The organism is Aeromonas sp. QDB31, from assembly GCF_027707605.1.
GTDB lineage: Bacteria > Pseudomonadota > Gammaproteobacteria > Enterobacterales > Aeromonadaceae > Aeromonas > Aeromonas media.
In genome coordinates, this window is record NZ_JAPCIX010000009.1 from 85,124 (window position 1) to 107,472 (window position 22,349).

The window sequence follows — 22,349 nt, forward strand, 5'->3', positions numbered from 1 at the left end:
CAGCGAAAGGATGCGCGATGAAGAGAGGTTGGCTGTGGTGGGGAAGTGGCGCCGTGGTAGCGGTGGCTGCTGTGGCATGGTGGTGGCGACCGCAGCCGACGCCGATCAGGCTGACTGAGGTCGGGCGCGGGGATGTGCTGGTCACTGTGGTCAACACTCGGGCCGGCACCATCAAGTCGTGCCAGCGGGCCGGGCTCAGTCTGCCCGGTGGCGGCGTGGTTGCGCAGATCGCCGTCAAGGCCGGGGACAAGGTGGCGAAGGGGGATCTGCTGCTGACGCTCTGGAGCGACGATATCCGCGCCGATCTCAGCCGCGCCCTCGCCCAGCAGGCCCTTGGCAAGACCCAGCGCGAGGAGCGCTGCAGCGAGGCGGCCTACTACGAGCGAGAGGCCAATCGGCTGGCCACCTTGCTGGCCAAGAACCTCACCTCCCGCACCCTGGCCGAGCAGGCCCAGAACCTGGCCGATACCCGCCGCTATATCTGCCGGGCATCCCGTCAGCAGGAGCGGGTCGACGAGGCGCTGGTTGCTCAGGTCGAAGCCCGCCTGAGCGAGCGCCGCCTGCAGGCGCCCTTTGCCGGTGTGGTGGCCGAGGTCAACAGCAAGCTGGGTGAATACATGACTCCCTCGCCCCCCGGGGTGGCCATGCCCCCCGTCATCGATCTCATCGACGATAACTGCCTCTATGTCTCCGCCCCCATCGATGAGGTGGATGCTGCTCGTCTCAAGGTGGGCCAGAGCGCCCGGATACTGCTCGATGCAATGCCTGGGCGTGACTTTGCCGCCACCGTCACCCGTATCGCCCCCTATGTGAAGGAGCTGGAGAAGCAGGCTCGCACCGTGGAGGTGGAGGCGGTGCTCACCGCTCCGCCCGACGACGTACCTTTGCTCATCGGCTACAGCGCCGACCTTGAGGTCGAGGTGACCCGCGCCACCGAGGTGTTGCGGGTGGCGGCCAGCAGCCGGGCCGACGATGGCAGCGTGCTGCGGCTGGAGGGGGAGCGGCTGGTGCGGGTGCTGCCCCGCTGGGGCGTGGAGAACTGGAACTGGATTGAGGTGGCAGAGGGGCTCGCCGCCGGTGATCGGCTGGCGGCCCAGCCCAGTCAGATTGTCGGGGAGGGGCCTTTCAGCGCCGCCACGGAGCCGGCGGATGAGTGAGCTCATTCGCCTCGAAGCCGTCAGCCGTCGTTTCACCCTGGGGGGGAGCGAAGTGGCCGCCCTCGATCGCGTTTCTCTGCGGGTTGCCGAGGGGGAATATCTGGCGGTGATGGGCCCCTCGGGTTCGGGCAAGTCGACCCTGCTCAACGTGCTGGGGCTGCTGGACAGGCCCGACGAGGGGTGTTACTGGCTGGGGGGCGAGGACACCGCCACCCTGCCAGAGCCGGCGCTGGCCCGGCTGCGCGGCCATCGCATCGGCTTCGTGTTCCAGTCGTTTCACCTGGTTTCTCGCCTCACCGCCCGTGAAAACGTCGAGTTGCCGCTGATGCTGTGCGGCGTCGTCCCCGCCGAGCGCCATCGCCGCAGCCAGCGCCTGCTGGAGGAGCTGGGGCTGGAGAATAGGGCCGACCACAGGCCCGCAGAGCTCTCAGGCGGTCAGCGTCAGCGGGTGGCCATCGCCCGGGCCATGGCCATGGCGCCGCGGCTGATCCTGGCGGACGAGCCCACCGGCAATCTCGACTCCCGCTCCGGGGAGGAGGTGATCACCCTGCTCGAGGGGCTCAACCGCGAGCAGGGGATCACCCTGGTGGTGGTAACCCACGACCCGCGCCTCGGCGAGCGGGCGGGCAGGCGGATCCTGATGAACGATGGCCGTATCAGCAGCGACAGCGGTGGGGACTGAATGCGGCGCCCCGATGCCATCCGCTTCGCCGCCGTGGCGTTATTGCGTCAGCGTTCACGGGCGCTGGTGCTGATCCTGGCGGTCAGCCTGAGCGTCACCTCGGTGCTGCTGCTCACCGCGCTGGGGGAGGGAGCGAGACGCTACGTCGCCGACCAGTTCAGCTCCCTTGGCAAGGATCTGCTGGTGATGTTCCCGGGCCGCAAGGAGACCACCGGCGGGCTGCCGCCGGTCACCGGCAACAGCCTGCGGCAGATCACCCTCGACGACATGCACTACCTTGGCCAGCATCAACCCCAGCTCAGGCTGGTGCCGCTGGTGATGGGCTTTGCCGAGGCCAAGCAGGGGGCGCGGTTGCGCCAGACCATGCTGCTTGGCAGCAGCAACGGGCTACGCGATACCCACGGGCTGGAACTGCTCTCCGGCCGCTGGTTGCCGGGGGAGGCCACAGAGGACAGGCCGGTCGTCCTGCTCGGGGCCGTGGCGGCCCGGGAGCTGTTCGGTCAGACCGAGCCGGTCGGCCAGTGGCTGCGTTTTGACAATCGCCGCTTTCGGGTGGTGGGAGTCTTCACCAGCCAGAGCAGCAATCTGGGGATGGACATGGCCGAGGCAGCGCTGATCCCGGTGGGCAGCGCCATGCGGCTGTTCAATACCGAGGGGCTGTTTCGCCTGCTGATCCAGCCGCTGGCGGGGCAAGCAGTGCCCCCGCTGGTCAAGCGACTGGAGCAACTGATGCAGGCGCGCCACGGGGTGCTCGATGTGACCGTGGTGCGCCGTGACGCCATGCTGGCCACCTTCTCCACCATTCTGGCCACCCTCACCCTGGCGGTCGCCGGCATCGGTGCCATCAGCCTGCTGGTGTCCGGCATCATGATGATGAATCTGGCGCTGATCAGCACCCGCCAGCGCACCGGGGAGATCGGCCTGCTCAAGGCGCTGGGGGCCGACAGTCGCCAGATCCGCCAGCTGTTCTTGTGGGAGGCGCTGCTGCTCAGCGGCAGTGGCGCGCTGTTTGGCACGGCCCTGGGCTATGCCCTGGTCGCTATCGCCGGGTTGATCTGGCCCAGCTTCCCGGCGGCGGTCCCTTTGCTCGCGACCCTCTGTACCCTGCCGGCGGCCCTGCTGACCGGGCTGTTTTTTAGCTGGCTGCCCGCCTCCCGGGCGGCACGGCAGGATCCGGTCAGCAGCCTGCGCAGCGGGCAATGGAGTGGTGGCTGATGCGCGCAGCCGATCTGCTGTTCTGGCTCTGGCGCGCCCTGCTGGCCGGGCGCAGTCGCAGCCTGCTGTCGGCGCTGGGCATCGCCATCGGGATTGCCTCGGTGACCCTGCTCACCGGTATCGGCGAGGGGCTCAGGCTCTATCTGCTCGACAGTTTCTCCCAATTTGGCACCCGGCTGATCGCCGTGACCCCGGGCAAGACCGAAACCGCCGGCGGGCCGCCCGGCATCCTCTCCAGCAGTCGTCCCCTGCTGCTGGAGGATGCCGATGCCCTCGCCAGATTGCCGGGGGTAGAAGCGGCGCTTCCTGTGGTGCAGGGGCAGGGGGAGGTGCGCAGCCACGGACTGACCCGCAGCACCGCCATTCTGGGTACCGGCCCGGCGGCACTCTCCGGCTGGCGACTCACCCTGATGCAGGGGCGTTTTCTGCCCGCGGATGACAGCGCCATGCCCCGCGCCTATGCGGTGCTAGGCGCCAAGGTGGCGGCGGAACTGTTTCCTGGCGGCGATGGGCCGGGGAGCCTGCTGCGCGCCGGTGATCGCCGCTTTCGAGTGGCGGGGGTGCTGGCGCCCAAGGGGCAGTTTCTCGGCTTCGATCTGGACGACATGATCTATCTGCCCGCCGCCCACGCCCAGGCGCTGTTCAACAAGGAGGGGTTGCAGGAGATCGACGTCATCTATCGCGCCGGGCAGACGGAGGCCGACATCTCCGCCCAGATCCGACGTGTGCTGATCGCCCGCCACGGCGCCGAGGATTTTACCCTCACCTCCCAGCAGGACATGCTGGCCAGCCTCGACAAGATCCTCTCCATCATCAAGCTGGCGGTCGGTGGGCTCGGCATCATCTCGCTGTTGATCGGGGCGGTTGGCATCTTCAGCATCATGAGCATCGCCCAGCAGGAGCGGATCCCCGAGGTGGGGTTGCTGATGGCGCTGGGTTGCCCGCGGCGGCGCATCCTGCTGCTGTTTCTGCTCGAAGCCGTGGTGCTGGCGCTGTTGGGCGGGGCCATGGGGCTGGCCCTGCTCGGCGGGCTCAAGCTGCTGCTCGCCTTGCTGGCGGCCGGGTTGCCGCTCACCCTCCATCCTCTCTATCTGCTGCTGGCGCTGGGTTGCAGTGCTCTGGTCGGCCTGCTGGCCGGGGTCGCCCCCGCCTTGCGGGCGGTGCGCCTCGACCCCGTGGTCGCCCTGCGGGGGGACTAGGGGATGGCCTCTGCAATCTGTTGGGGGTCGCCAGCCTTGAACAGCGGGAAATAACGCCTGTCCGCCTGGCTCATGTGGCCGACCACCAGCTCCTGAATGATGAAGTTGAGCAGCTCGTCGTTGCCGAGCGTCCCCGCTCTGGCGGCGGTCATCAGCTGGGAGGCCTTGTCCAGCAATCTCTGGTGATCCAGTCGATGGCTGGCGAGCTCCCCGTAGTCGCACGCTGCCAGCATCTGCTCCTCGAAGGCAAAGTGCTGGCGGGTCATCACGAACAGGCTCTCCAGACTCTCCAGAAACTGCCCGGATTGTTCGCCCTGATCCTTCATGTGCTCCAGCAGGCGATTGGCCAGCATGAAGAGCCGGTGATGCTCGGCATCGATACGGGGATGGCCGCATGCATGGCCGGGATGCCACAGCAGGGTTCCCTGCGCCGGATCCCAGGTGGCCGTGAACAGGCAAACCCGGCCACGCCCCTGGTTCTTCGCCTGATACATGGCTTGATCGGCGTGGTGCATCAGGGTCTTCGGGTCGGCACCGTGTTCCGGATAGAGGGCGACCCCAATGCTGCTGGAGATGCGCAGCGCCTGCTGTTCAATCTGGAATGCATGGTGCAGGCTCTGGTGCAGCTTGTCGGCCACCGCCAGCGCGCCATCGCCGGTATCGGGCAGCAGAACCACGAATTCGTCGCCGCCGAGCCGCACCACCAGGTCGTCCTCTCGCACGCAATGACCCATGCGCTCGGCCACCAGCTTGAGCAGCCGGTCTCCGGTCTCGTGGCCAAAGGTGTCGTTGATCGGCTTGAAGTGATCGAGATCGATGAAGATGAGGGCCAGGGGGCGGTCTGGCTCCTGCTGCAGCCTCTCTTTCAGCCGCTGTTGCAGCAGGCGGCGATTGGGCAGGCCGGTGAGGGGATCATGGAAGGCGAGGCGGCGCATCATCTCCTCCCGGGCCGCCCGTTCGGTGACATCCCGGGTCACCCCCAGAATGGCATCCGGCCGCTCCCGGGCGTTGCCGTGCAAGGTGGTGATCGTCTCGATGGCCACCAGATGACCATCCTTGTGGCGAAGCTGGGAGTGGATGACGCAGCGGGTATGGGCCTGCTCACCCCGTTGCCAGGCGGCCAGGGCGGCGGTGATCTCGTCGCGCAACTGCCTTCTGGATTCGTCGGGCAACAGTTGCTTGAGGGACATGGTGAAGAGCTCGGCGGGTTCATAACCGCTGAGGGGGCCGATGGCCGGGCTGACGTAACGAAAGCGCAGGGAGGCGGTATCCATGGTCCAGATCACGTCGGCGCTGTTCTCCGCCACGAAGCGGTAGTGCTGCTCGCGCTGGGCCAGTTCGCGGGTGAGCCGCTGGCGATCCCGCGCCTCCTGGCGCAGCCGCAGATGGAGGTACAGGAAGATGCCGAGCAGCACCAGCAGGCTGAAGGTGATCAGGATGGCCACCGCCACGCTCCTGTCGAGCAGTTGCCGCTGCTGGTGCAGGCGGGCCTGGGCCGGGTCGTAGATGAAGGAGGCCAGGCTGGGCATGGCCTTGAGCATGCCCGCGTCCAGATAGGTTCTGGCGATCTGTTGCCAGCGCTCCTGCTGCATGTAGCCAGGCTCGATGAGATCCGGCTGCATCAGCGCCCGGGTTTCGCGGGCCTCGAACGCCAACCGCTCACGACCAGCACCACTCGGGTACTGCACCATGATCAGGTCGATCATCTCTTCGGGATGGTCCATGGCATAGCGCCACCCCTTGAGGCTCGCCTGCAGGAAGGCATGGACCCGCTCCTGACGGGTGACGAGCTCGTGTTCGGAGGTGAACAGGTTGTCCCCGTAGAAGTCAAAGCCCATGGCGCGCGGGCTGAAGACCCGATAGGGGATCCCTCTCTGTTGCAGATAGAAGGGCTCGGTGGAGCTGTAGGCACTGATGGCATCCACCTTGCCTGTCAACAGCGCCTGCACGCCCTGTTCGTAGGGGAGGGTGTTCCACTGTCTGGTCTGCGTATAGTGGTGAAGATAGGTCAGCAGCTCGTTGGAGCCCGGCTCCAGCATCAGGCGCTTGTTGGCCAGGTCCGCCGGGGTGCGGATATCGGGTCTGTCCAGGGTGAGCAGTACCAGGGGAGAGTGCTGCAACATGGCGGCGAGCACCACCACGGGTCGCCCTGCGGCTCGGGCCAGCAGCAGATCGCTGCCGCGGATGCCGAACTGGGCCCTGCCCGTGGTCACCTCGTTGATCACATCGGTGTGGGGGTCTGCCTCGCGCAGGGTGACCCGCAAACCGGCGTCCCGATAAAAGCCCTTGGCGATGGCGGCATAGTAGCCGGCAAACTGGAACTGATGCTGCCATGGCAGTTGCACTATGACGTGCTCGTCTGCTCGGAGGGGAAGCGTGATCAGGGTGGATATCACCACCCAGATGGACAGGAGCCAGCATCTACGCTGGCAGGGGGCATCGGACTCCGTCATACCGCGATTCTCTCGGGAGGTGCTCTGCTGGCTAGAGTCAAACAATTTCTGGTTATCCGCAAGGGGAGAGAAGCCCATAAAGAGGGACGATGCGTGGCATTAAAAGTCATTTTTGTGTCATTCATCACGCGCAATGAGGAAATGGTACATTTTTGAGCCTTATCCGACCTTGTCATGGACCCTGTCATGGGGGCAAACCGTCATCCTCCCTCCTTGCGGCTGTTATCGCGCCGGTTGCTGCTGGGCTGCATCTTCAGGCCTTCTGTGCCACCTCGTATTGCCACTGTGGCCAGGAGAGGACGCCCCGTGGGGACGGTGGTATGGTAGTCTCCCCTTTTTCCAATGAGGTCCCCCCATGTCTTCCCTGCGCCTGCTGGTCTCCGACTCCCACGATCCCCTGTTCAACCTGGCGGTGGAAGAGTGCATCTTCCGCCAGATGGATCCCGCCCAGCGGGTGCTGTTCCTGTGGCGCAACGCCAATACCGTGGTGATCGGCCGGGCCCAGAATCCGTGGAAGGAGTGCAATACTCGCCGGATGGAAGAGGACGGCGTGACCCTGGCCCGGCGCAGCAGCGGGGGCGGGGCCGTGTTTCACGACCTTGGCAACAGCTGCTTCACCTTCATGGCGGGCAAGCCCGGCTATGACAAGAGCGTCTCCACCGCCATCGTGCTGGATGCGCTGAGGCGGCTCGGGGTCGAGGCCTTTGCTTCCGGTCGCAACGATTTGCTGGTGGCGACCCCGGACGGGGATCGCAAGGTGTCGGGCTCCGCCTACCGGGAGACCCAAGATCGCGGCTTTCACCACGGCACCCTGCTGCTGGACGCCGACCTTGGCCGACTCGCCAACTACCTCAATCCCGACCCCAAGAAGCTGGCGGCCAAGGGGATCAGCTCGGTGCGCAGCCGGGTCGCGAACCTCTGCGATCTGCGGCCTGGGATCGACCATCAAGGGGTGAGCGAGGCGCTAGTCGAGGCCTTCTTCGGCTACTACGGTGAGCGGGTGCTACCCGAGCATATCTCCCCCGAACAGATGCCCGACCTGCCAGGCTTTGCCGAGACCTTCGCCCGTCAGCGCAGCTGGGAGTGGAACTTCGGTCACGCCCCGGCGTTCAGCCATCAGCTGGACGAGCGCTTCGGCTGGGGCGGGGTGGAGCTGCACTTCGACGTAGAGAAGGGGGTGATAGGGCGGGCGCAGATCTTCAGCGACAGCCTGGACCCGGCCCCTCTGGATGTGCTAGCCGAGCGGCTGGTGGGCGCGTCCTACCGACCCGAGGCGATGGCGGTGCTGTTGCGCCAGCTGATGAGCGAGTTCCCGGCCAGGGCCCACGAGCTGGCGGAACTGGAGGCCTGGCTGGTGACGGCGCTACGCTGAGACGCTTGACCCGGATCACGAAACGGAGCAAGCCATCCGTCGCTGGTTTGTCGTCAGCCCGCGACTGTCGCGGTCATGATAAAAAGTAGGGCAGACCATTAGTTATTGTCGCTGTTTCCTGTGCCGCCCCGGGGGTATAACCGGGACACATTTGCAGTACTAATGGTCTTGTCATGAACGATCTTGTCTATCTGAAAGAGGAAGGCGTCAACGCCGTCCACCCCGACTTCTCCGCCCGTTTTGCCACCGTCAAAGCCAATTTCTTCTCGCGCAACCCCGATCTCTGGCCGGTGTTCCGCGAACCCGGCTTCGCCACCCTCAACGAGTTTCGCGCCCGTGGCCTGGCCCCGGATGCGCGCCTCAATGCCTGGCCCGATGGCCGTGCCCGCCTCGCCGACTTGTGCGAGACCATGCCGGTGCCCGCACAGATGCGCACCCCGGGTGAACCCATGACCGAGCTGCTGTTTGCCGGCGCCCTCTCCAAAGACTGGGAGAACCCCTCCAGCGTCGAGAATGTCATCACCATGTCGGCGGATCCCGCCATCTATGGCGCCCAGATGGGGATCCTCGCCAACCCCAACCTGGTCTACTCCGAATATGCCGGGGTGGCCGAGGAGCTCGAAAAAAAGGTGGTACGCCAGATTGCCCTGCTGGCGGGTTACGACCCGGCCCGCGCCACCGGCATCTTCACCCAGGGGGGGACCTTCTGTAACCTCTATGGCTATCTGCTCGGCATTCGCAAGAGCCTGCCGGAGGCCAAGCACAAGGGGCTCGGCCACTATCAGGACTACCGCATCATCAACTCCCAGGGCGGTCACTACTCCAACATCACCAACCTCTCCCTGCTCGGGGTCGACATCGAGAACAAGACCATCCGCATCCAGGTCGGCGAGAACAACGACATCGATCTGGTGGATCTCGAGCGTACCCTGACCGCCTGCTTTGCCCTCAAACACGTGGTGCCCACCATCATGCTCACCATGGGCACCACCGACACCTTCGGAGTGGATAGGGTGAAACCCGTGGTGGACCTGCGGGATCGGCTGTGTGAGCGGTTCGAGGTGGCGGTCAAGCCCCACATCCACGTGGATGCCGCCATCGGCTGGTCGATGATCTTCTTCCTGGATTACGACTTTGCCGCCAACCCGCTGGCCATCAACGCCGCGACGCTGGCCGGGATCGAGCGCAACGTGGCGCGCTTTGCGGAGCTGAAATTCGCCGACTCCTTCACCGTCGACTTCCAGAAGTGGGGCTATGTGCCTTACACCTCCAGCCTGGTGATGATCAGGGAGCGGGAGGATCTCAAGGCGATGGAGAATGACCCGGAAAACTTCTCCTACTTCGAGCGTGACATCCAGGGTCAGACCCACCTGCAGTCCACCATCGAGTGCTCCCGCGGGGCGAGCGGCCTGTTCGGCGCCTATGCGGCGCTCAACTACCTGGGGGTGGAGGGCTATCGCACCGTGCTGGCTCACTGCCTGCAAAACGCCAACTACTTCCGCTACCAATTGAGCCAGCTTGGCAACGTCAAGCTGGTGGCCCAGGAGAACCAGGGGCCGAGCGTGGGCTTTAAGATCTACAACCCCGAGTGGGTGAGCGACCCGGAAGCCGAGTTCGCCTTCGAGCTGGCCCGCAGCCCGGACGCGGCCTACAAGGCGCGGCTGGCCCGCAACACCGAATACCACCGCAACCTGTTCAAGCAGCGCGGCAAGGTGGGGCTCTACACCAACTGGGTGGAGGCGGTGGCGCACTCGGAATACGACGAGCGCGGCAAGTACTCCTACATCGCCGGCGAGAAGGCGGTCTTCATGAACCCGGCCTGCACCCGCGAACAGATCGACGCCTTTATCGAGCATATTCGCGGCTGAAGGGGGCTGACATCACAGATAAAGCAACGGCGGGCCAGTGCCCGCCGTTTCATTATCGGGGTGACCCCGTTACTGGCGCTGGATGGCGGTCACCGTCAGCTTGCCCGCCGGGTTCTCGGCGTGGAAGCGCACCGCATCCCCCACCTTCAGACCCTGGAGCAGGGCCGGATCGGCCACCCGAAACACCATGGTCATGGCCGGCATCTTGAGGTTGTCGATGGCCTCGTGCTTGATGCCTACCTTGCCGTTGGCCGCGTCGATGCGGCTGATGACCCCCTGGGTCATCGCCATCTCGCCCATCTCGTTCATGCCTTCCATCTGGCTCATCTGGCCCATGTCGTGGCCGGCATGGTTCATCATCTCCTCGGCCTGCAGGCCGGTGTGAGCGGCGAGACCAAGCAGCAGGGTCAGGGTCAGTGTCTTGTAGTTCATGGTGTTTCCTCGTCGTTTATTCACATTCTTGGTTGTTAAAAAGGGCGCAGCCACCGGGTTAGCCGGCGGGTTGGTGCTCGGTCGCTCCCAGGTGCCGGCTGCGCCACAGGTAGAAGGCGGCGGGCAGCACCAGCAGGGTCAGCACCAGCGCGCTCACCATGCCGCCGATCATGGGGGCGGCGATGCGCTGCATTACCTCGGAGCCGGTGCCCTGGCTCCACATGATGGGCAAGAGGCCGGCGATGATGGTCACCACCGTCATCATCTTGGGGCGCAGGCGCAGGGCGGCGCCGTGGATCACTGCCCGGTGCAGGCCTGCCTGGTCCGGCTTGCCGCAGGCCACGAGGTCATCCCAGGCGTGGTTGAGGTAGACCAGCATCAAGACGCCGGTCTCCACCGCCACCCCGGCGAGGGCGATAAAGCCCACCCCGACTGCCACCGAGAGGTTGAAGTCGAGCAGCCAGAGGGTCCAGATCCCGCCCACCACCGCCAGCGGCAAGGTGGTGAGGATGAGCAGCACCTCCTGAACGCGACGAAACGCCAGATAGAGCAGCAGCACGATAATGGCGACCGTGAGCGGCACCACGTAGGCGAGGCGCGCCTTGGCCCGTTCCATGTACTCATATTGGCCGGACCAGGTGAGGGCGTAGCCCGCCGGCAGCACCAGCTGCTTACCCACCTCGGTCTTGGCCTCGGCTACAAAGGAGCCAATGTCGCGGCCGCGAATATCCACGTAGACCCAGCCGTTGAGGCGAGCATTCTCACTGCGCAGCATGGGGGCCTCGTCGCTGATGTAGACCCGGGCCACGTCCGCCAGGGCGATACGCGCGCCGCTCGGGGTGACCAGCGGCAGCAGCTCCAGGCTGGCCACCGAATCGCGATAGCTCTGGGGGTAGCGCAGGTTGATGGGGTAGCGCTCGCGCCCCTCGATGGTCTGCCCCACCTCCATGCCACCCACTGCGGTGGCGAGCACCGCCTGCACGTCGGCGATATTGAGGCCATAACGGGCCGCCTTGAGCCGGTCGATATCCACCTTCACATAGCGGCCGCCTGCTACCCGCTCGGCGTAGACCGATGAGGCGCCCTCTACCTTGCCGACTACTTGCTCAAGCTGTTGGCCGAGCTGCTGGATCACCTTGAGATCGGGCCCCGCAATCTTGATGCCGACCGGGGTCTTGATGCCGGTGGCCAGCATGTCGATGCGGGTCTTGATGGGGGGCACCCAGGCGTTGGTGAGACCGGGGAAGCGGATCAGGGAGTCGAGCTCTTCTTTCAGCTTCTCAGGGGTCATGCCGGGGCGCCACTGGTCGCGGGGCTTGAGCTGGATGCTGGTCTCCATCATCACCAGATCGGCGGGGTCGGTGGCCGAATCGGCACGCCCCGCCTTGCCGAACACGTTCTGCACCTCGGGCACGGTACGGATGAGCTTGTCGGTCTGCTGCAAAATCTCCCGCGCCTTGCCCACCGAGATGTTGGTCGCGGTGGTGGGCATATACATGATGTCCCCCTCATCCAGCGGCGGAATGAACTCCGAGCCCAGGTACTTGAGGGGCCAGAAGCCTGCCACCGTCACCACGGCGGCGATGGCCAGCGTGGTTTTCGGACGGGCCAGCACGGCCTTGAGCAGCGGCACATAGCCCTGGCTTAGCCAGCGGTTGAGGGGGTTGGCCTGCTCCGCCAGCACCTTGCCACGGATGAAGTAGCCCATGATCACCGGCACCAGCGTGATGGCGAGCCCGGCCGCCGCCGCCATGGCGTAGGTCTTGGTGTAGGCGAGGGGGTGGAACATCCGCCCCTCCTGCGCCTCCAGCGCGAACACCGGCAAAAAGCTGATGGTGATGATGAGCAGGGAGAAGAAGATGGCGGGCCCCACCTCGATGCTCGCCTCGACGATCACTTGCCAGCGGTTCTTCTCTGTCAGCTCGGTGCGCTCCATATGCTTGTGGACGTTCTCGATCATCACGATGGCGCCATCCACCATGGCGCCGATGGCGATGGCGATGCCCCCCAGCGACATGATGTTGGCGTTGATCCCCTGCAGGTGCATGACGATGAAGGCGGTCAGGATGGCGATGGGCAAGGAGATGACGACCACCAGGGATGAGCGCAGGTGGAACAGGAAGGCGAGGCAGACCAGCACCACCACCGCGAACTCCTCCAGCAGCTTGCCGGAGAGGTTGTCGATGGCGCGCTGGATAAGGTCGGATCGATCGTAGACGGTGACGATCTCCACCCCTTCCGGCAGGCTGCTTTTGAGCTCTGCGAGCCGTTTCTTGACCCCGTCTATGGTGTGCTGGGCGTTCTCGCCGAAACGCATGACGATGATGCCACCGACCACTTCCCCTTCGCCATTGAGCTCGGCGACGCCGCGTCGACTCTGGGGGCCGGTGACCACATCCGCCACGTCACCCAGCAGCAGCGGGGCGCCGCGCACATTGGTACCGAGCGGGATCTGCTTCAGATCCTCCACGCTCTTGAGGTACCCGTTGGAGCGCACCATGTACTCCGCTTCCGCCATCTCGATGACGGAGGCGCCTGTCTCCTGGTTGCCCTGCTGGATGGCGGTCTCGATAAGGGAGAGCGGGATGCCGTAGGCGCGCAGCTTGTCGGGATCGACCCGCACCTGATACTGGCGCACCATGCCGCCCACGGTGGCGACCTCGGAGACGCCGTCCACCGTCTGCAGCTCGAACTTGAGCAACCAGTTCTGCAGCGAGGTGAGCTCGCTCAAGTCGTGCTTGCCGGTTCTGTCCACCAGCGCGTACTGGTAGACCCAGCCCACCCCGGTAGCATCGGGGCCGAGCTGGGGGCGGGCGGAGGCGGGCAGGTTGGGCGCAACCTGGCTCAAATACTCCAGCACCCGGGCGCGGGCCCAGTAGAGGTCGGTGTTGTCGTCAAACAGCACATAGACGAAGGAGTCGCCGAAGAAGGAGTAGCCGCGTACCGTGGTGGCCCCCGGCACCGCCAGCATGGCGGTGGTGAGCGGGTAGGTCACCTGATCCTCCACCACCTGGGGCGCCTGGCCCGGGTAGGCCGTCTTGATGATCACCTGCACGTCGGAGAGATCCGGCAGGGCGTCCACCGGGGTCTGCTTGACCGACCAGAGCCCCCAGGCTGTGAGCATGACGGTCAGCAGCAGCACCAGAAAGCGGTTGCCCACGGACCAGCGAATAATCGACGGGATCATGATTGGGCTCCTTGCTCATTTGGTGCAGAGAGCTGAACCTGTTTGTCGGCAAGGTAGCAAATGATGGCAGGGATCATGACTTGGCTCCCATATCGTGCTGGCTATGGTCCATGCCTTCCATCTTCTCCATCTCATCCGTTGCGGGCTTGGTGGTGTCGCCGCTTGTCGGCGCTTGCTGCTGATGGATGGTGGTGATGCTGTACTCATCTCCCTCCTGCATCACTTGCAGATGCAGGGTCTGACCCTCGGTCAGCTTGCTCATGTCGACCCCGTCCGCCACGGTGAACTCCATCTCCATGGCGGGCCACTGCCACTCGGGGATGGGCTGGTGGGAGACCATCAGGGTGCGGTTGGCGAGATCGATACTTTCAACCTCGCCCTGAGTCCACACCTGAGCCGGGCGCACCGCCGTCATGCGCTGGAAGTCCGAAGTGATGGCCGATTCGGAGTCGAGCAGGAACTGGGCCGAGCTGACGATGCTGTCCCCCGCTTCAACCCCCTCCTGGATGGCCACCTTGTCGCCAAACTGGGGGCCCAGGGTAACGGCCACCGACTTGAAGCTGCCATCTCCCAGCGCCAGCACCAGCCTGTCCTGGCTGCCGGTGCGGATCACCGCCTCGCTCGGCACCACCAGCCGGGGCTCTCCCTTGCTGGTGCGAATGGCTACCTTGGCGAACATATTGGGTTTCAGGAACTCGTCCGGGTTGGCGAAGCGCAGCCGTACCTTGAGGGTGCGGGTGGAGGCATCCAGGGTCGGGTAGAGGTAATCGACCCGGCCCTGCCAGCTGCGGCCGGGGGCGTAATCCAGGGTCATGGTGACCGGATCGCCCACCTTCAGCTGGGCCGCCTGGCGCTCGAACACCTCGGCACTGACCCACACCTGCTTGAGGGTGCTGATGTTGAACAGCGCCGCGGCGGGCTCCACATACTGGCCCTCGCGCACCTTCAGCTCGGAGACATAACCGCTGCTCGGGGCATAGATGCGCACCGTCTCCTGCACCTGACGACTGCGCTTGAGGGCGGCTATCTGATCCGCCGGTACCTGCAGGGACTTGAGCTTGCCCTCGGCGGCGCGCAGCAGCAGCGGGTTGGCGGTGTTGAGGGCGAGCAGGTACTCGTGCTGGGCGTTGACCAGATCCGGGGCATAGAGCTCGTAGATCAGGCTTCCCTTGCTGACCTGCTGCCCCTCGCTCTTGATGGCGAGGGTGCGGATCCAGCCTGCCATGCGGGCGTTGACCGCCTCCAGTCGGTCCTCGTCATAGCCGACGTAGCCCACCGTCTCGATCTGCTGGTGGATGGGCAATCGTTCCACCTTGGCGAGGCGCACCCCCAGGTTCTGCTGGATCTCGGGGCTGATGGTGACGGTGCCCGGCGAGCCGCTCTTCTGCTCCTCGTAGACGGGAATGAAGTCCATCCCCATGTTGTCCTTGGCGGGGCCGTCGCGCTTGTCGCGGGGATCCATGGGGTTGACCCAGTAGAGGGGCGTCTTCTCGGCGCTGGCGCCATCGCCAGGCAGGTGGCTGGCGGCCCAGTAGCCGCCACCGGCGCCGAGGGCGAGCAGCAACGCGGCCATTAACAGGGTCTTGTTCATGACAGGCCTCCGGCACACAGCGGGCGGGAGGGCCGGGCGCACGAGGGTGCGAACGTCTTGGGTGATGACATGGTACTTCTTCTCTCGTATCGGGCCGTCCGGCCGTGAGCGGATGCGGTGCAACAGGCACGTGGCGCTCGGCTCGCGGTGGACAGGATTGGCCGACAATCGGGGCACCGCCGACGGAGCGGCCGGTGCACGGTATGGCGATGGCAGCACCATCGCACGGGCTATCGGGAGAAGTGGTTTCTAATGGCGCAGCACGGACAGCATCAGATGCCGTCTGGGCCAGGAGGGCGGATGGGTACCACGCAGGCGCAGGAAGGGATCCCGAAGCCAGTTGTCCAGCAGGGGACCGACATGCCACGAAGGGGGCAGCAACAACAGCGGAAGCAGCAGCAATGACAGCAGCAGGCCGAACAGGGGAGGCGCATTGGCAGCACCGGAGAAGCCGCTCTGCATCTGACACTCATCCCCCGACAGGGACTCCGCATTCACTGTGCCCGAATGGCAGGAGAGGGGAGCTGTGCCGGCCTGGTCATGGTTCATGGCGGCGTGCTGTACCGACTCGCTCCCGTGCAACCCATGAGACAGGGGATGGGGCTGTGCCATCGGGGTCAGGGTGGTGTCGGGTGAGTGGCTTGTAAGGGCGGTGGCCGCACCATGCCAGCTGATGCAGAGGGTGAGATTGCAGACGAGCAACAACGCCAGCAATAGCCGGGCGATGAGTTCTGTGGGCAATCTCGATGACAACATGGCGCATCTTTCCTGTGACGAATATGAGAAATGTAAACCTTACCAACAGGAGAAGGTCAAGGTATGGCAGACCCGCTCTGCCAAAGAGTTGATATGGATTAAGAAATGGCGGGGCTATAAACGAAAAAGCCCCCGCATCGGCAGGGGCTTGGGGTCGGGAGATGGCAGAGATCCGGGCCAGGAGGCCCGGCACCGGGATCAGGCGAAGCAGGTCCAGATGGGGGCGTGATCGGAGGGTTTCTCGATGCCGCGCAGCTCGTAGTCGATGCCGGTCTCGGTCACTTTGTCCTTGAGGGCATTGGACGCCATGATGAGGTCGATGCGCAGGCCACGGTTCTCGTCAAAGCCCCTGGAGCGGTAGTCAAACCAGGAGAAACGCTCGCACTCGGTGGGGTTGGCGGCGCGGAAGGTGTCGGTGAGGCCGAAGCCTTTGAGCCGCTCCATCCACTCACGCTCGATGGGCAGGAAGGAGCACTTGCCATCCCGCAGCCAGCGCTTGCGGTTCGCTTCGCCGATGCCGATGTCGAGATCCGTGGGGGAGATGTTCATATCCCCGATCAGCGCTATCTGGTCGTCCGGGCTGTGGTGGGTCTCGAGGTAGTGCTGCAGGTCCTCGTAGAACTTCTGCTTGGCCGGGAACTTGGTCTCGTGATCCTGGCTCTCCCCTTGGGGGAAGTAGCCGTTCATCACCTTGATGAGGGAGCCATCTTCCCGCTTGAAACTGGCCATGATCATGCGGCGCTGGGCATCCTCGGGATCGGTGGGGAACCCCTTCTGCACGTCGATGGGCGCCTGCTTGCTCATGATGGCGACCCCGTAGTGACCCTTCTGGCCGTGGAAGACCACGTGGTAGCCCATGGCCTCCACGTCCGCGACCGGGAAGGCTTCGTCGTGGACCTTGATCTCCTGCAGGCCGATCACATCGGGCTGGTGCTTGTCGATGATGGCTTGCAACTGATGAAGACGGGCGCGCAGGCCATTGATATTGAAAGAGATGATCTTCATGTCAGGGATGCTCATGTCGTTTTTATTAGTCGCTATTGGACTAGGAATCCGGTCTGGATGCAAGTTCAGGTGCCGGGCTATCGGTAACCTGTTCACGAGCTGTCGCGAGAGGCTGTCAGCAAAGTGAAGCGCAGCGCAGGAACCGGAGCGTATAGATATACGTGAGAACTCTTGGTTACAAATAAGCGAGCAGCACATGAGCCTTGATCACGGCCTCGCAGCAAGATCGTGGGCAAGTTGTCAGCGGGTCATCTTTTTGACAAATACCACCACGAACAGCGCCAGCGTGAAGCTGCCGGTGAAGGCCTCGAAGGCGGCGAAGATCCGCGAGAGGCCGACCGGGGTGAAGTCGCCGTAGCCGAGAGTGGTGAAGGTCACCACGCTGTAGTAGAGGCATTCCAGCGGGAAGGTGGCGTTCTCTTCGAGGGTCGCCTCCGGGCGGTAGATGAGGTGGTTGCCCGCGAAGTTGAGGCCGCAGAAGAAGTAGAAGATGCTGCAGATGAAGATGAGCAGCAGGGAGAAGAGCACCACCCGCATGGGGGCCTCTCCGTAGCCACAGAAGAGATCCACTATCCAGGAGGCGAAGCGGTGATAGGACCAGAACGGCATCTGCAGGCGGCGCATGGTGAGCTCCTGCTGGATGTAGCGGCCGGACATGGTGAAGATCCCCTGGGCCTCCGAGGCCTTGCGCAGATCCCGGTAGGTCTCTTCCGCCTCCTTGAACCAGACGCGGGCCTGCACCGGATCCCGCTCGCTTCGCCCCTTCCTGTCCTGCATCAGGCGCCTGCCGGTATCCAGGTTGTCGAGCCGGGTGTTCTTCCAGCGGATGCCGAGCAGGTTGACGTCGTGCAACTCGGCGCAGTGCAGGTTGGCGTCACTGACATCGGCCTTCATCAGGCTGCCGCCCTTGATGCGAATACCGTAGAGGTGCGCGCCGCGCAGGTTGGCGCGATAGAGGTTGCACTGCTCCAGCAGGAACCCCTGTGGCCCCTCTCTGTTCACCAGGTTGAGGCCGGCGAGATCGGCGCGGGCCAGTTGCAATCCGTGGCACAGGCCCCCCTGGCGCACATAGTGCTCCAGCGCTGCGGCGGTGTCCGGGGATGAGTGGGAGGCATGGGGGTCGTGCCAGTGGCACAGGTCGTGATCCCCCGCCTCTTCGCTGCAGTGGCGGCCATCTGCCACCAGGTATCGGCACATCCCCATGCTGTCGCCCCTCCTTGCCTGAGTCTGTATCAGCATAGGTGAGGGAGGCGCGCCGCTGGCTAGGCTATCTGGTTAAATTCCTGGCGCAGCTTGCGGAAGCGATCCTGCTGGGCGGGATTCAAGGGGATGCCCTCCAGCACCTCCAGGGTCTCTTTGCACTCGGCACCGAATTCCGGGCTCTTGCGGTGTTTCTGCATCAGTTGCAGCAGCACCTGGATCTTGTTGAGGGCGGCGCCGGTGTTGGCAGGAGCCCGGCGCAGGGCTTCGCGGAAATGGCCGAGGGCCTGCTCCAGCTCCCCGCTCTGGTAGGCCTTGATGCCCAGATCGTTGAGCTGCTGGTAGCGCTGACGGCGCTCCTGCACCGTCTTGTCGTCGCGGGTCACCTGGATGCAGGTGGTGAGCAGCCGGTCTTCGTCCTGTGCTAGCAGGGATTGCAGGCTCTCGGCGTACTCGAACTCCCCGAGCTGGTAGAGGGCGAGTATGGTCTCGCCGAGCAGGGCGGGGGGCATGGTCTCGGGCTTGTCCAGCCAGTTCTGGTTGGCGCGATAGAGCATCTTCTTGCCCTTGAGCAGTTCTCCCAGGGCAATCCGGACCCTGGCCTGACAGATCTGCTCGAACACCGGGTAGTTGAACTCCGACATCATCAGGGAATCGCGAATGCGCGACAGGGCGGAGTTCACCTGCTTTTGCAGATTGGCGATGTGATAGCCGTCGTTGCTGTTGAGGGCATAGAGCGTCAGGGTCTGGATGTAGGCCCCCAGGTAGTGGGGCGTGCGATGGATGGAGTTGCGCGACAGGTCGATGAGGGAGAGCAACACATCCTTGGCCTGGCCGTAGTCGTGGCGCTGCAGGCATACCTCTGCCAGCCGGCGGGAGAGCTGCACCGACTGGGGGGAGATGTCCACCGCCCGGCGCAGCTCCTGCTGGGCCAGCTCCTCCTTGCCCAGGGAGAGCAGGGACTCCGCCAGCCAGAGGTGGGCCTCCACCATCAGGGGGGTATTCTTCAGCGTCGCCTGCAGGTGGCTCACCGCCTCGTCATAGAGTGCCAGACGGTAGCAGGCCTTGCCCAGAGTCAGTCTGGCCCAGCTGTTCTCCTGGCCGGCCAGCAGCTGGCGCATCAGGCTGCGCGCCTCCTTGGCCTGGCCGAGCTTGAGCTGGGTGTCGGCCTGCAGGCAACGGCAGAAGTTGGCGAAGCGCGGCGCCGCATCGGCCTGCCTGGCGCAGGCTTCGACCAGCGCCGGCAGGTCATCCCGGGTGAGGGCGGTGAAGACGCTCTCCAGGGCCTGGCGGCGGGCGAGGGCGCGCTTCAAGCGAAACGAGAACTGCTCCTGGGAGAAGGGTTTCATCAGGTATTCGTCGGGCTCGGCTTCAAGGGCGCTCAGCACCATGGCACGGGAGCTGTCGCTGCTGACCATGATCACCACGCTCTGGGGCGGGATCAGCTGCTGATCCCGCAGGCTCTCCAGCAACTGGCGGCCGTTCTCACCCGCCCCCAGCTCGTAGTCGAGCAGATAGATGTCGAAGCTCTCTTTCTGGCAGCGACGGCGCGCCTCGTCGGCAGAATTGATGTAGGTGATGCGGCTGATGCCGATGTTGATCAGCATCGCCTTCATCATCATCTGGAAGGATCGCTGCTCGTTGACCAGCAGGATGCGCCTGGGCTTGGGCTGTGCTTTCTTCTCTGGTGCGGGATCCGGTGTCTGCATCTGTCTTGCATCGAGGCGCTGCGGGCTGGTGGGAGAAGTGTGCCACCAAAGTCCGCAGGCAGGCAATTGAACATGGGAAGGGTTCCCGTTTTTCCCGCCGAGCGCAGAGCCGGGCCGCAAAAAATCATGGCGCGTACTTGATCTCCGTCAACCGGGCACGAGATGACAGTGGCGCGGTTCCATCCGTTTTTTAGACTTGAAGGGAGGCAGATCCCGGCGATCTGCAGACGGGCAGCGGGCCCGCCGATGTTTTACCCGCACCATAAGGAGGAATCAAATGAGTTTGCTACCGAGCCGAACCAGCCTGTTTGATGACCTGTTCCACGACATGGCCTCCGGTTTCTACATCCGGCCCCTGCACGGGGATCCCCTGCCCAGCCAGATCAAGCTGGATCTGAGGGAGAGCGACGGCGGTTACTTGCTGCAGGCCGAGTTGCCCGGGGTGGCCAAGGAGGACATCCACGTGGACGTGCACGGCAAGCTGGTGACCCTGAAGGCGGAGATCCGCCAGCACGACAGTCAGAACAAGGAGGACAGGGCCCTGCGCAGCGAGCGCTACTATGGCAGCGTGTCACGCACCGTCGAACTGCCGGTGGAGGTGGCGCCGGACAAGGTCAGCGCCCGCTTCGACAACGGCATCCTCACGTTGCAACTGCCCAAGCAGGCGGTCACCCCCGCGCCCCATCGGGTCCCCATTGAATAGCCGTCCGTCATGAAGAGGCCCCGCATTGCGGGGCCTCATTGCTCATGGCTGGCTGCGCACCAGATAGGGGGCGAACTCCGGCGTGTGGCGTGCAACAAACCCCTGATCCGTCTTCTCGATGAGATAGACCGCCAGCTTGTGCTCGGTGGCAAAGGCCATCGCCTGCTCCGGCCCCATCACCATGAGGGCGGTATCGAGGGCGTCGGCCTCGAGCGCGGTCGGGGTGATGACGCTGGCGGAGACCAGCTTGTGGGTGACGGGTTCGCCAGTGGCGGGATCGATGATGTGGGAGTAGCGTCGGCCATCGAGTTGGTAATAGTTGCGATAGCTGCCTGCGGTGCTGAGGGCCATGCCGTTCGGGGTGACCACGTCCTCGATGGCTCCCGGCCTGTCCGAGGGCTCGACGATGGCCACCCGCCAGGGGTTGCCCTTGTCGTTATGCCCCTTGCTGCGCACGGCGCCTGCCACCTCGACGAGGTAGTTGTGCACCCCCTTGCGCTCCAGCAGCGTGGCTATCTCGTCCGAGGCCGCCCCTTCCCCCAGGGTGGAGAGATCCAGATAAAGGTTGGGGATGCTCTTGCCGAGCAGAAAGTGGTCCCCTTGCGGCGTCAGGCTCAGCTTGTCGATGCCGACCCGCTCCCGTGCCTGGGTGATCTGCTCCGTGGTGGGCCGCTTGGCCGGACGCTTGTCCGGCCCGAAGCCCCACAGATTGACCAGGGGACCCACGGTGACGTCCAGTTTGCCCCGGGTGAGGCGTCCCGCATCCATGCCCTGCCGCACTATCCTGGCCATGCTGGCCGGTATGGGCATGGGGGCCTTGCCTGCGTCCCGGTTGAAGCGGGAGATGAGGGAGTCCGGATCATAGGTGGAGATCTCCTGGTTGAGTCGCGCCAGCAGGGCATCGACCTCCCCCTGCAGTGCAACCTGGCCGCCGGGGAAGGGATCGCTCAGGGTCACCGCGTAGTAGGTGCCCATGGTGCTACCCTGAATGCGGGTCTGGGTCGGGGCCGGCTGACAGGCGGTCAGCAGCATCAGATAGAGCAGCAGGCTGAGGGGGGCCAGGGAGAGGGTCTTCATCTTGCATTCTCGTGAAAGTCGTCGACGGGGGAGCAGCTTAGCCAAGGGGGCCTGGGTTGACGAGCCCCTGACGCCGGACTTGGCTGGAAATAATTAAGCGACGCTGGCGGTGAGCCAGCGGATCTGTTTCACCGTCAATGCCATCGGGGAGTGACCTGGTCCGCAGCTTTGAGTAAAAGCCGTCTTCCTCCGGCGACATTTGGGTACAATAAAGATCGATCATGACAGCATCTTTAGCGTGTCGCCGAGCGATTCGCCAGACAAGGGTGTTGCCATTCCTCGTCAATCAAAGGAGAAGATGATGAAAAAGGTGTTAACCCTGCTGCTTCTGAGTTCACTGGCAGCCCCGGTGCTGGCCGATGAGTGCGCATTGGTCATCGAAGGCAATGACGCCATGCAGTACAACCTCAAAGAGATGAGCGTGCCGGCCACTTGCAAGGAGGTGACGGTGACTCTCAACCACACGGGCAAGTTGCCGGTGGCCAACATGGGTCACAACTGGGTGCTGGCCAACACCGCCGACTATCAGGCCGTCGCCACCGCGGGCATGAGCGCCGGTGTCGATCATGACTACCTGCCCAAGGACGACGCCCGAATCCTGGCGCACACCAAGCTGGTGGGCGGCGGCGAGAGCACCAGCGTCACCTTCAAGACCGACGGGCTGGCAGGCAAGGATCTCACCTTCTTCTGCTCCTTCCCCGGCCACTTCGCCATGATGAAGGGCGCTTTCAAGGTCGGCTAAG

17 protein-coding genes are annotated in these 22,349 nt (G+C 64.4%); 8 read left to right on the forward strand and 9 right to left on the reverse strand.

The window, feature by feature from the left end:
- Positions 1–17: 17 nt before the first annotated feature.
- From PG898_RS11455 to PG898_RS11470, 4 genes are read left to right on the forward strand one after another with little or no spacing between them, the layout of a single operon-like run.
- Positions 18–1,157, forward strand: a complete 1,140-nt coding sequence (locus tag PG898_RS11455; protein WP_043132514.1) for an efflux RND transporter periplasmic adaptor subunit — start codon at positions 18–20, stop codon at positions 1,155–1,157.
- Complete coding sequence (locus PG898_RS11460) at positions 1,150–1,839, forward strand: ABC transporter ATP-binding protein (protein ID WP_043132516.1); 690 nt, start codon at positions 1,150–1,152, stop codon at positions 1,837–1,839. The genes PG898_RS11455 and PG898_RS11460 overlap by 8 nt, the downstream gene beginning before the upstream one ends.
- On the forward strand, positions 1,840–3,054 hold the full coding sequence (locus PG898_RS11465; RefSeq protein WP_043132518.1) for an ABC transporter permease: 1,215 nt from the start codon (positions 1,840–1,842) through the stop codon (positions 3,052–3,054). It begins immediately after the preceding gene.
- On the forward strand, positions 3,054–4,253 hold the full coding sequence (locus PG898_RS11470; protein ID WP_043132527.1) for an ABC transporter permease: 1,200 nt from the start codon (positions 3,054–3,056) through the stop codon (positions 4,251–4,253). Before PG898_RS11465 ends, PG898_RS11470 begins: the two co-directional genes overlap by 1 nt.
- On the opposite strand, the gene PG898_RS11475 is transcribed toward PG898_RS11470, so the two are convergent.
- Positions 4,250–6,706 (reverse strand): diguanylate cyclase domain-containing protein, encoded by a 2,457-nt coding sequence (locus PG898_RS11475; RefSeq protein WP_226172108.1) that lies wholly within the window; start codon positions 6,704–6,706, stop codon positions 4,250–4,252. The genes PG898_RS11470 and PG898_RS11475 overlap by 4 nt on opposite strands.
- Positions 6,707–7,061: 355 nt before the next feature.
- Here PG898_RS11475 and PG898_RS11480 point away from each other — a divergent pair, with 355 nt between their 5' ends.
- Both PG898_RS11480 and PG898_RS11485 read left to right on the forward strand, forming a co-directional pair.
- Complete coding sequence (locus PG898_RS11480; protein ID WP_226172110.1) at positions 7,062–8,078, forward strand: lipoate--protein ligase A; 1,017 nt, start codon at positions 7,062–7,064, stop codon at positions 8,076–8,078.
- A gap of 173 nt (positions 8,079–8,251) precedes the next feature.
- Positions 8,252–9,946 (forward strand): pyridoxal phosphate-dependent decarboxylase family protein, encoded by a 1,695-nt coding sequence (locus tag PG898_RS11485; RefSeq protein WP_270824195.1) that lies wholly within the window; start codon positions 8,252–8,254, stop codon positions 9,944–9,946.
- 69 nt (positions 9,947–10,015) lie between these two features.
- Here the strand turns inward: PG898_RS11485 and PG898_RS11490 are convergent, their stop codons facing one another.
- The 7 genes from PG898_RS11490 to PG898_RS11520 form a co-directional block, all read right to left on the reverse strand.
- Positions 10,016–10,378 carry a copper-binding protein gene (locus PG898_RS11490; protein ID WP_270824194.1) on the reverse strand — a complete coding sequence of 121 codons (363 nt, stop codon included), beginning with the start codon at positions 10,376–10,378 and terminating at the stop codon, positions 10,016–10,018.
- A gap of 58 nt (positions 10,379–10,436) precedes the next feature.
- Complete coding sequence (locus PG898_RS11495) at positions 10,437–13,565, reverse strand: efflux RND transporter permease subunit (RefSeq protein WP_226172114.1); 3,129 nt, start codon at positions 13,563–13,565, stop codon at positions 10,437–10,439.
- A gap of 73 nt (positions 13,566–13,638) precedes the next feature.
- Positions 13,639–15,156: an efflux RND transporter periplasmic adaptor subunit gene (locus PG898_RS11500; RefSeq protein ID WP_226172116.1), complete on the reverse strand. Its 1,518-nt coding sequence runs from the start codon at positions 15,154–15,156 to the stop codon at positions 13,639–13,641.
- A gap of 249 nt (positions 15,157–15,405) precedes the next feature.
- Entirely contained in the window at positions 15,406–15,912 is a 507-nt protein-coding gene (locus PG898_RS11505; RefSeq protein WP_226172119.1) for a hypothetical protein, read from the reverse strand.
- A 198-nt stretch (positions 15,913–16,110) separates the two neighbouring features.
- Complete coding sequence (gene xthA / locus PG898_RS11510) at positions 16,111–16,917, reverse strand: exodeoxyribonuclease III (protein ID WP_041205378.1); 807 nt, start codon at positions 16,915–16,917, stop codon at positions 16,111–16,113.
- A 240-nt stretch (positions 16,918–17,157) separates the two neighbouring features.
- Positions 17,158–18,120 (reverse strand): ion channel, encoded by a 963-nt coding sequence (locus PG898_RS11515; protein ID WP_270824193.1) that lies wholly within the window; start codon positions 18,118–18,120, stop codon positions 17,158–17,160.
- A 59-nt stretch (positions 18,121–18,179) separates the two neighbouring features.
- Positions 18,180–19,826 carry a tetratricopeptide repeat-containing response regulator gene (locus tag PG898_RS11520; protein WP_182788326.1) on the reverse strand — a complete coding sequence of 549 codons (1,647 nt, stop codon included), beginning with the start codon at positions 19,824–19,826 and terminating at the stop codon, positions 18,180–18,182.
- Between the two features lie 277 nt (positions 19,827–20,103).
- On the opposite strand from PG898_RS11520, the gene PG898_RS11525 reads away from it, so the two are divergent.
- Positions 20,104–20,529: an Hsp20/alpha crystallin family protein gene (locus tag PG898_RS11525; RefSeq protein WP_041205380.1), complete on the forward strand. Its 426-nt coding sequence runs from the start codon at positions 20,104–20,106 to the stop codon at positions 20,527–20,529.
- Between the two features lie 42 nt (positions 20,530–20,571).
- On the opposite strand, the gene PG898_RS11530 is transcribed toward PG898_RS11525, so the two are convergent.
- The gene (locus PG898_RS11530; RefSeq protein WP_270824192.1) at positions 20,572–21,606 is read right to left on the reverse strand and encodes an FAD:protein FMN transferase; all 1,035 of its coding nucleotides are present in this window, start codon (positions 21,604–21,606) and stop codon (positions 20,572–20,574) included.
- A gap of 301 nt (positions 21,607–21,907) precedes the next feature.
- On the opposite strand from PG898_RS11530, the gene azu reads away from it, so the two are divergent.
- Positions 21,908–22,348: an azurin gene (azu, locus tag PG898_RS11535; protein ID WP_042648133.1), complete on the forward strand. Its 441-nt coding sequence runs from the start codon at positions 21,908–21,910 to the stop codon at positions 22,346–22,348.
- Position 22,349: the final 1 nt, after the last annotated feature.

Bases quoted from the DNA above. Each gene is read 5' to 3' on its own strand.
- PG898_RS11525 (WP_041205380.1), top strand. From the start codon at position 20,104: ATGAGTTTGCTACCGAGCCGAACCAGCCTGTTTGATGACCTGTTCCAC.
- PG898_RS11530 (WP_270824192.1), bottom strand. From the start codon at position 21,606: ATGAAGACCCTCTCCCTGGCCCCCCTCAGCCTGCTGCTCTATCTGATG.
- PG898_RS11460 (WP_043132516.1), top strand. From the start codon at position 1,150: ATGAGTGAGCTCATTCGCCTCGAAGCCGTCAGCCGTCGTTTCACCCTG.
- PG898_RS11505 (WP_226172119.1), bottom strand. From the start codon at position 15,912: ATGTTGTCATCGAGATTGCCCACAGAACTCATCGCCCGGCTATTGCTG.
- PG898_RS11485 (WP_270824195.1), top strand. From the start codon at position 8,252: ATGAACGATCTTGTCTATCTGAAAGAGGAAGGCGTCAACGCCGTCCAC.
- PG898_RS11495 (WP_226172114.1), bottom strand. From the start codon at position 13,565: ATGATCCCGTCGATTATTCGCTGGTCCGTGGGCAACCGCTTTCTGGTG.
- PG898_RS11465 (WP_043132518.1), top strand. From the start codon at position 1,840: ATGCGGCGCCCCGATGCCATCCGCTTCGCCGCCGTGGCGTTATTGCGT.
- PG898_RS11475 (WP_226172108.1), bottom strand. From the start codon at position 6,706: ATGACGGAGTCCGATGCCCCCTGCCAGCGTAGATGCTGGCTCCTGTCC.
- xthA (WP_041205378.1), bottom strand. From the start codon at position 16,917: ATGAAGATCATCTCTTTCAATATCAATGGCCTGCGCGCCCGTCTTCAT.
- PG898_RS11520 (WP_182788326.1), bottom strand. From the start codon at position 19,826: ATGCAGACACCGGATCCCGCACCAGAGAAGAAAGCACAGCCCAAGCCC.
- PG898_RS11455 (WP_043132514.1), top strand. From the start codon at position 18: ATGAAGAGAGGTTGGCTGTGGTGGGGAAGTGGCGCCGTGGTAGCGGTG.
- PG898_RS11500 (WP_226172116.1), bottom strand. From the start codon at position 15,156: ATGAACAAGACCCTGTTAATGGCCGCGTTGCTGCTCGCCCTCGGCGCC.
- PG898_RS11470 (WP_043132527.1), top strand. From the start codon at position 3,054: ATGCGCGCAGCCGATCTGCTGTTCTGGCTCTGGCGCGCCCTGCTGGCC.
- azu (WP_042648133.1), top strand. From the start codon at position 21,908: ATGAAAAAGGTGTTAACCCTGCTGCTTCTGAGTTCACTGGCAGCCCCG.
- PG898_RS11480 (WP_226172110.1), top strand. From the start codon at position 7,062: ATGTCTTCCCTGCGCCTGCTGGTCTCCGACTCCCACGATCCCCTGTTC.
- PG898_RS11490 (WP_270824194.1), bottom strand. From the start codon at position 10,378: ATGAACTACAAGACACTGACCCTGACCCTGCTGCTTGGTCTCGCCGCT.
- PG898_RS11515 (WP_270824193.1), bottom strand. From the start codon at position 18,120: ATGGGGATGTGCCGATACCTGGTGGCAGATGGCCGCCACTGCAGCGAA.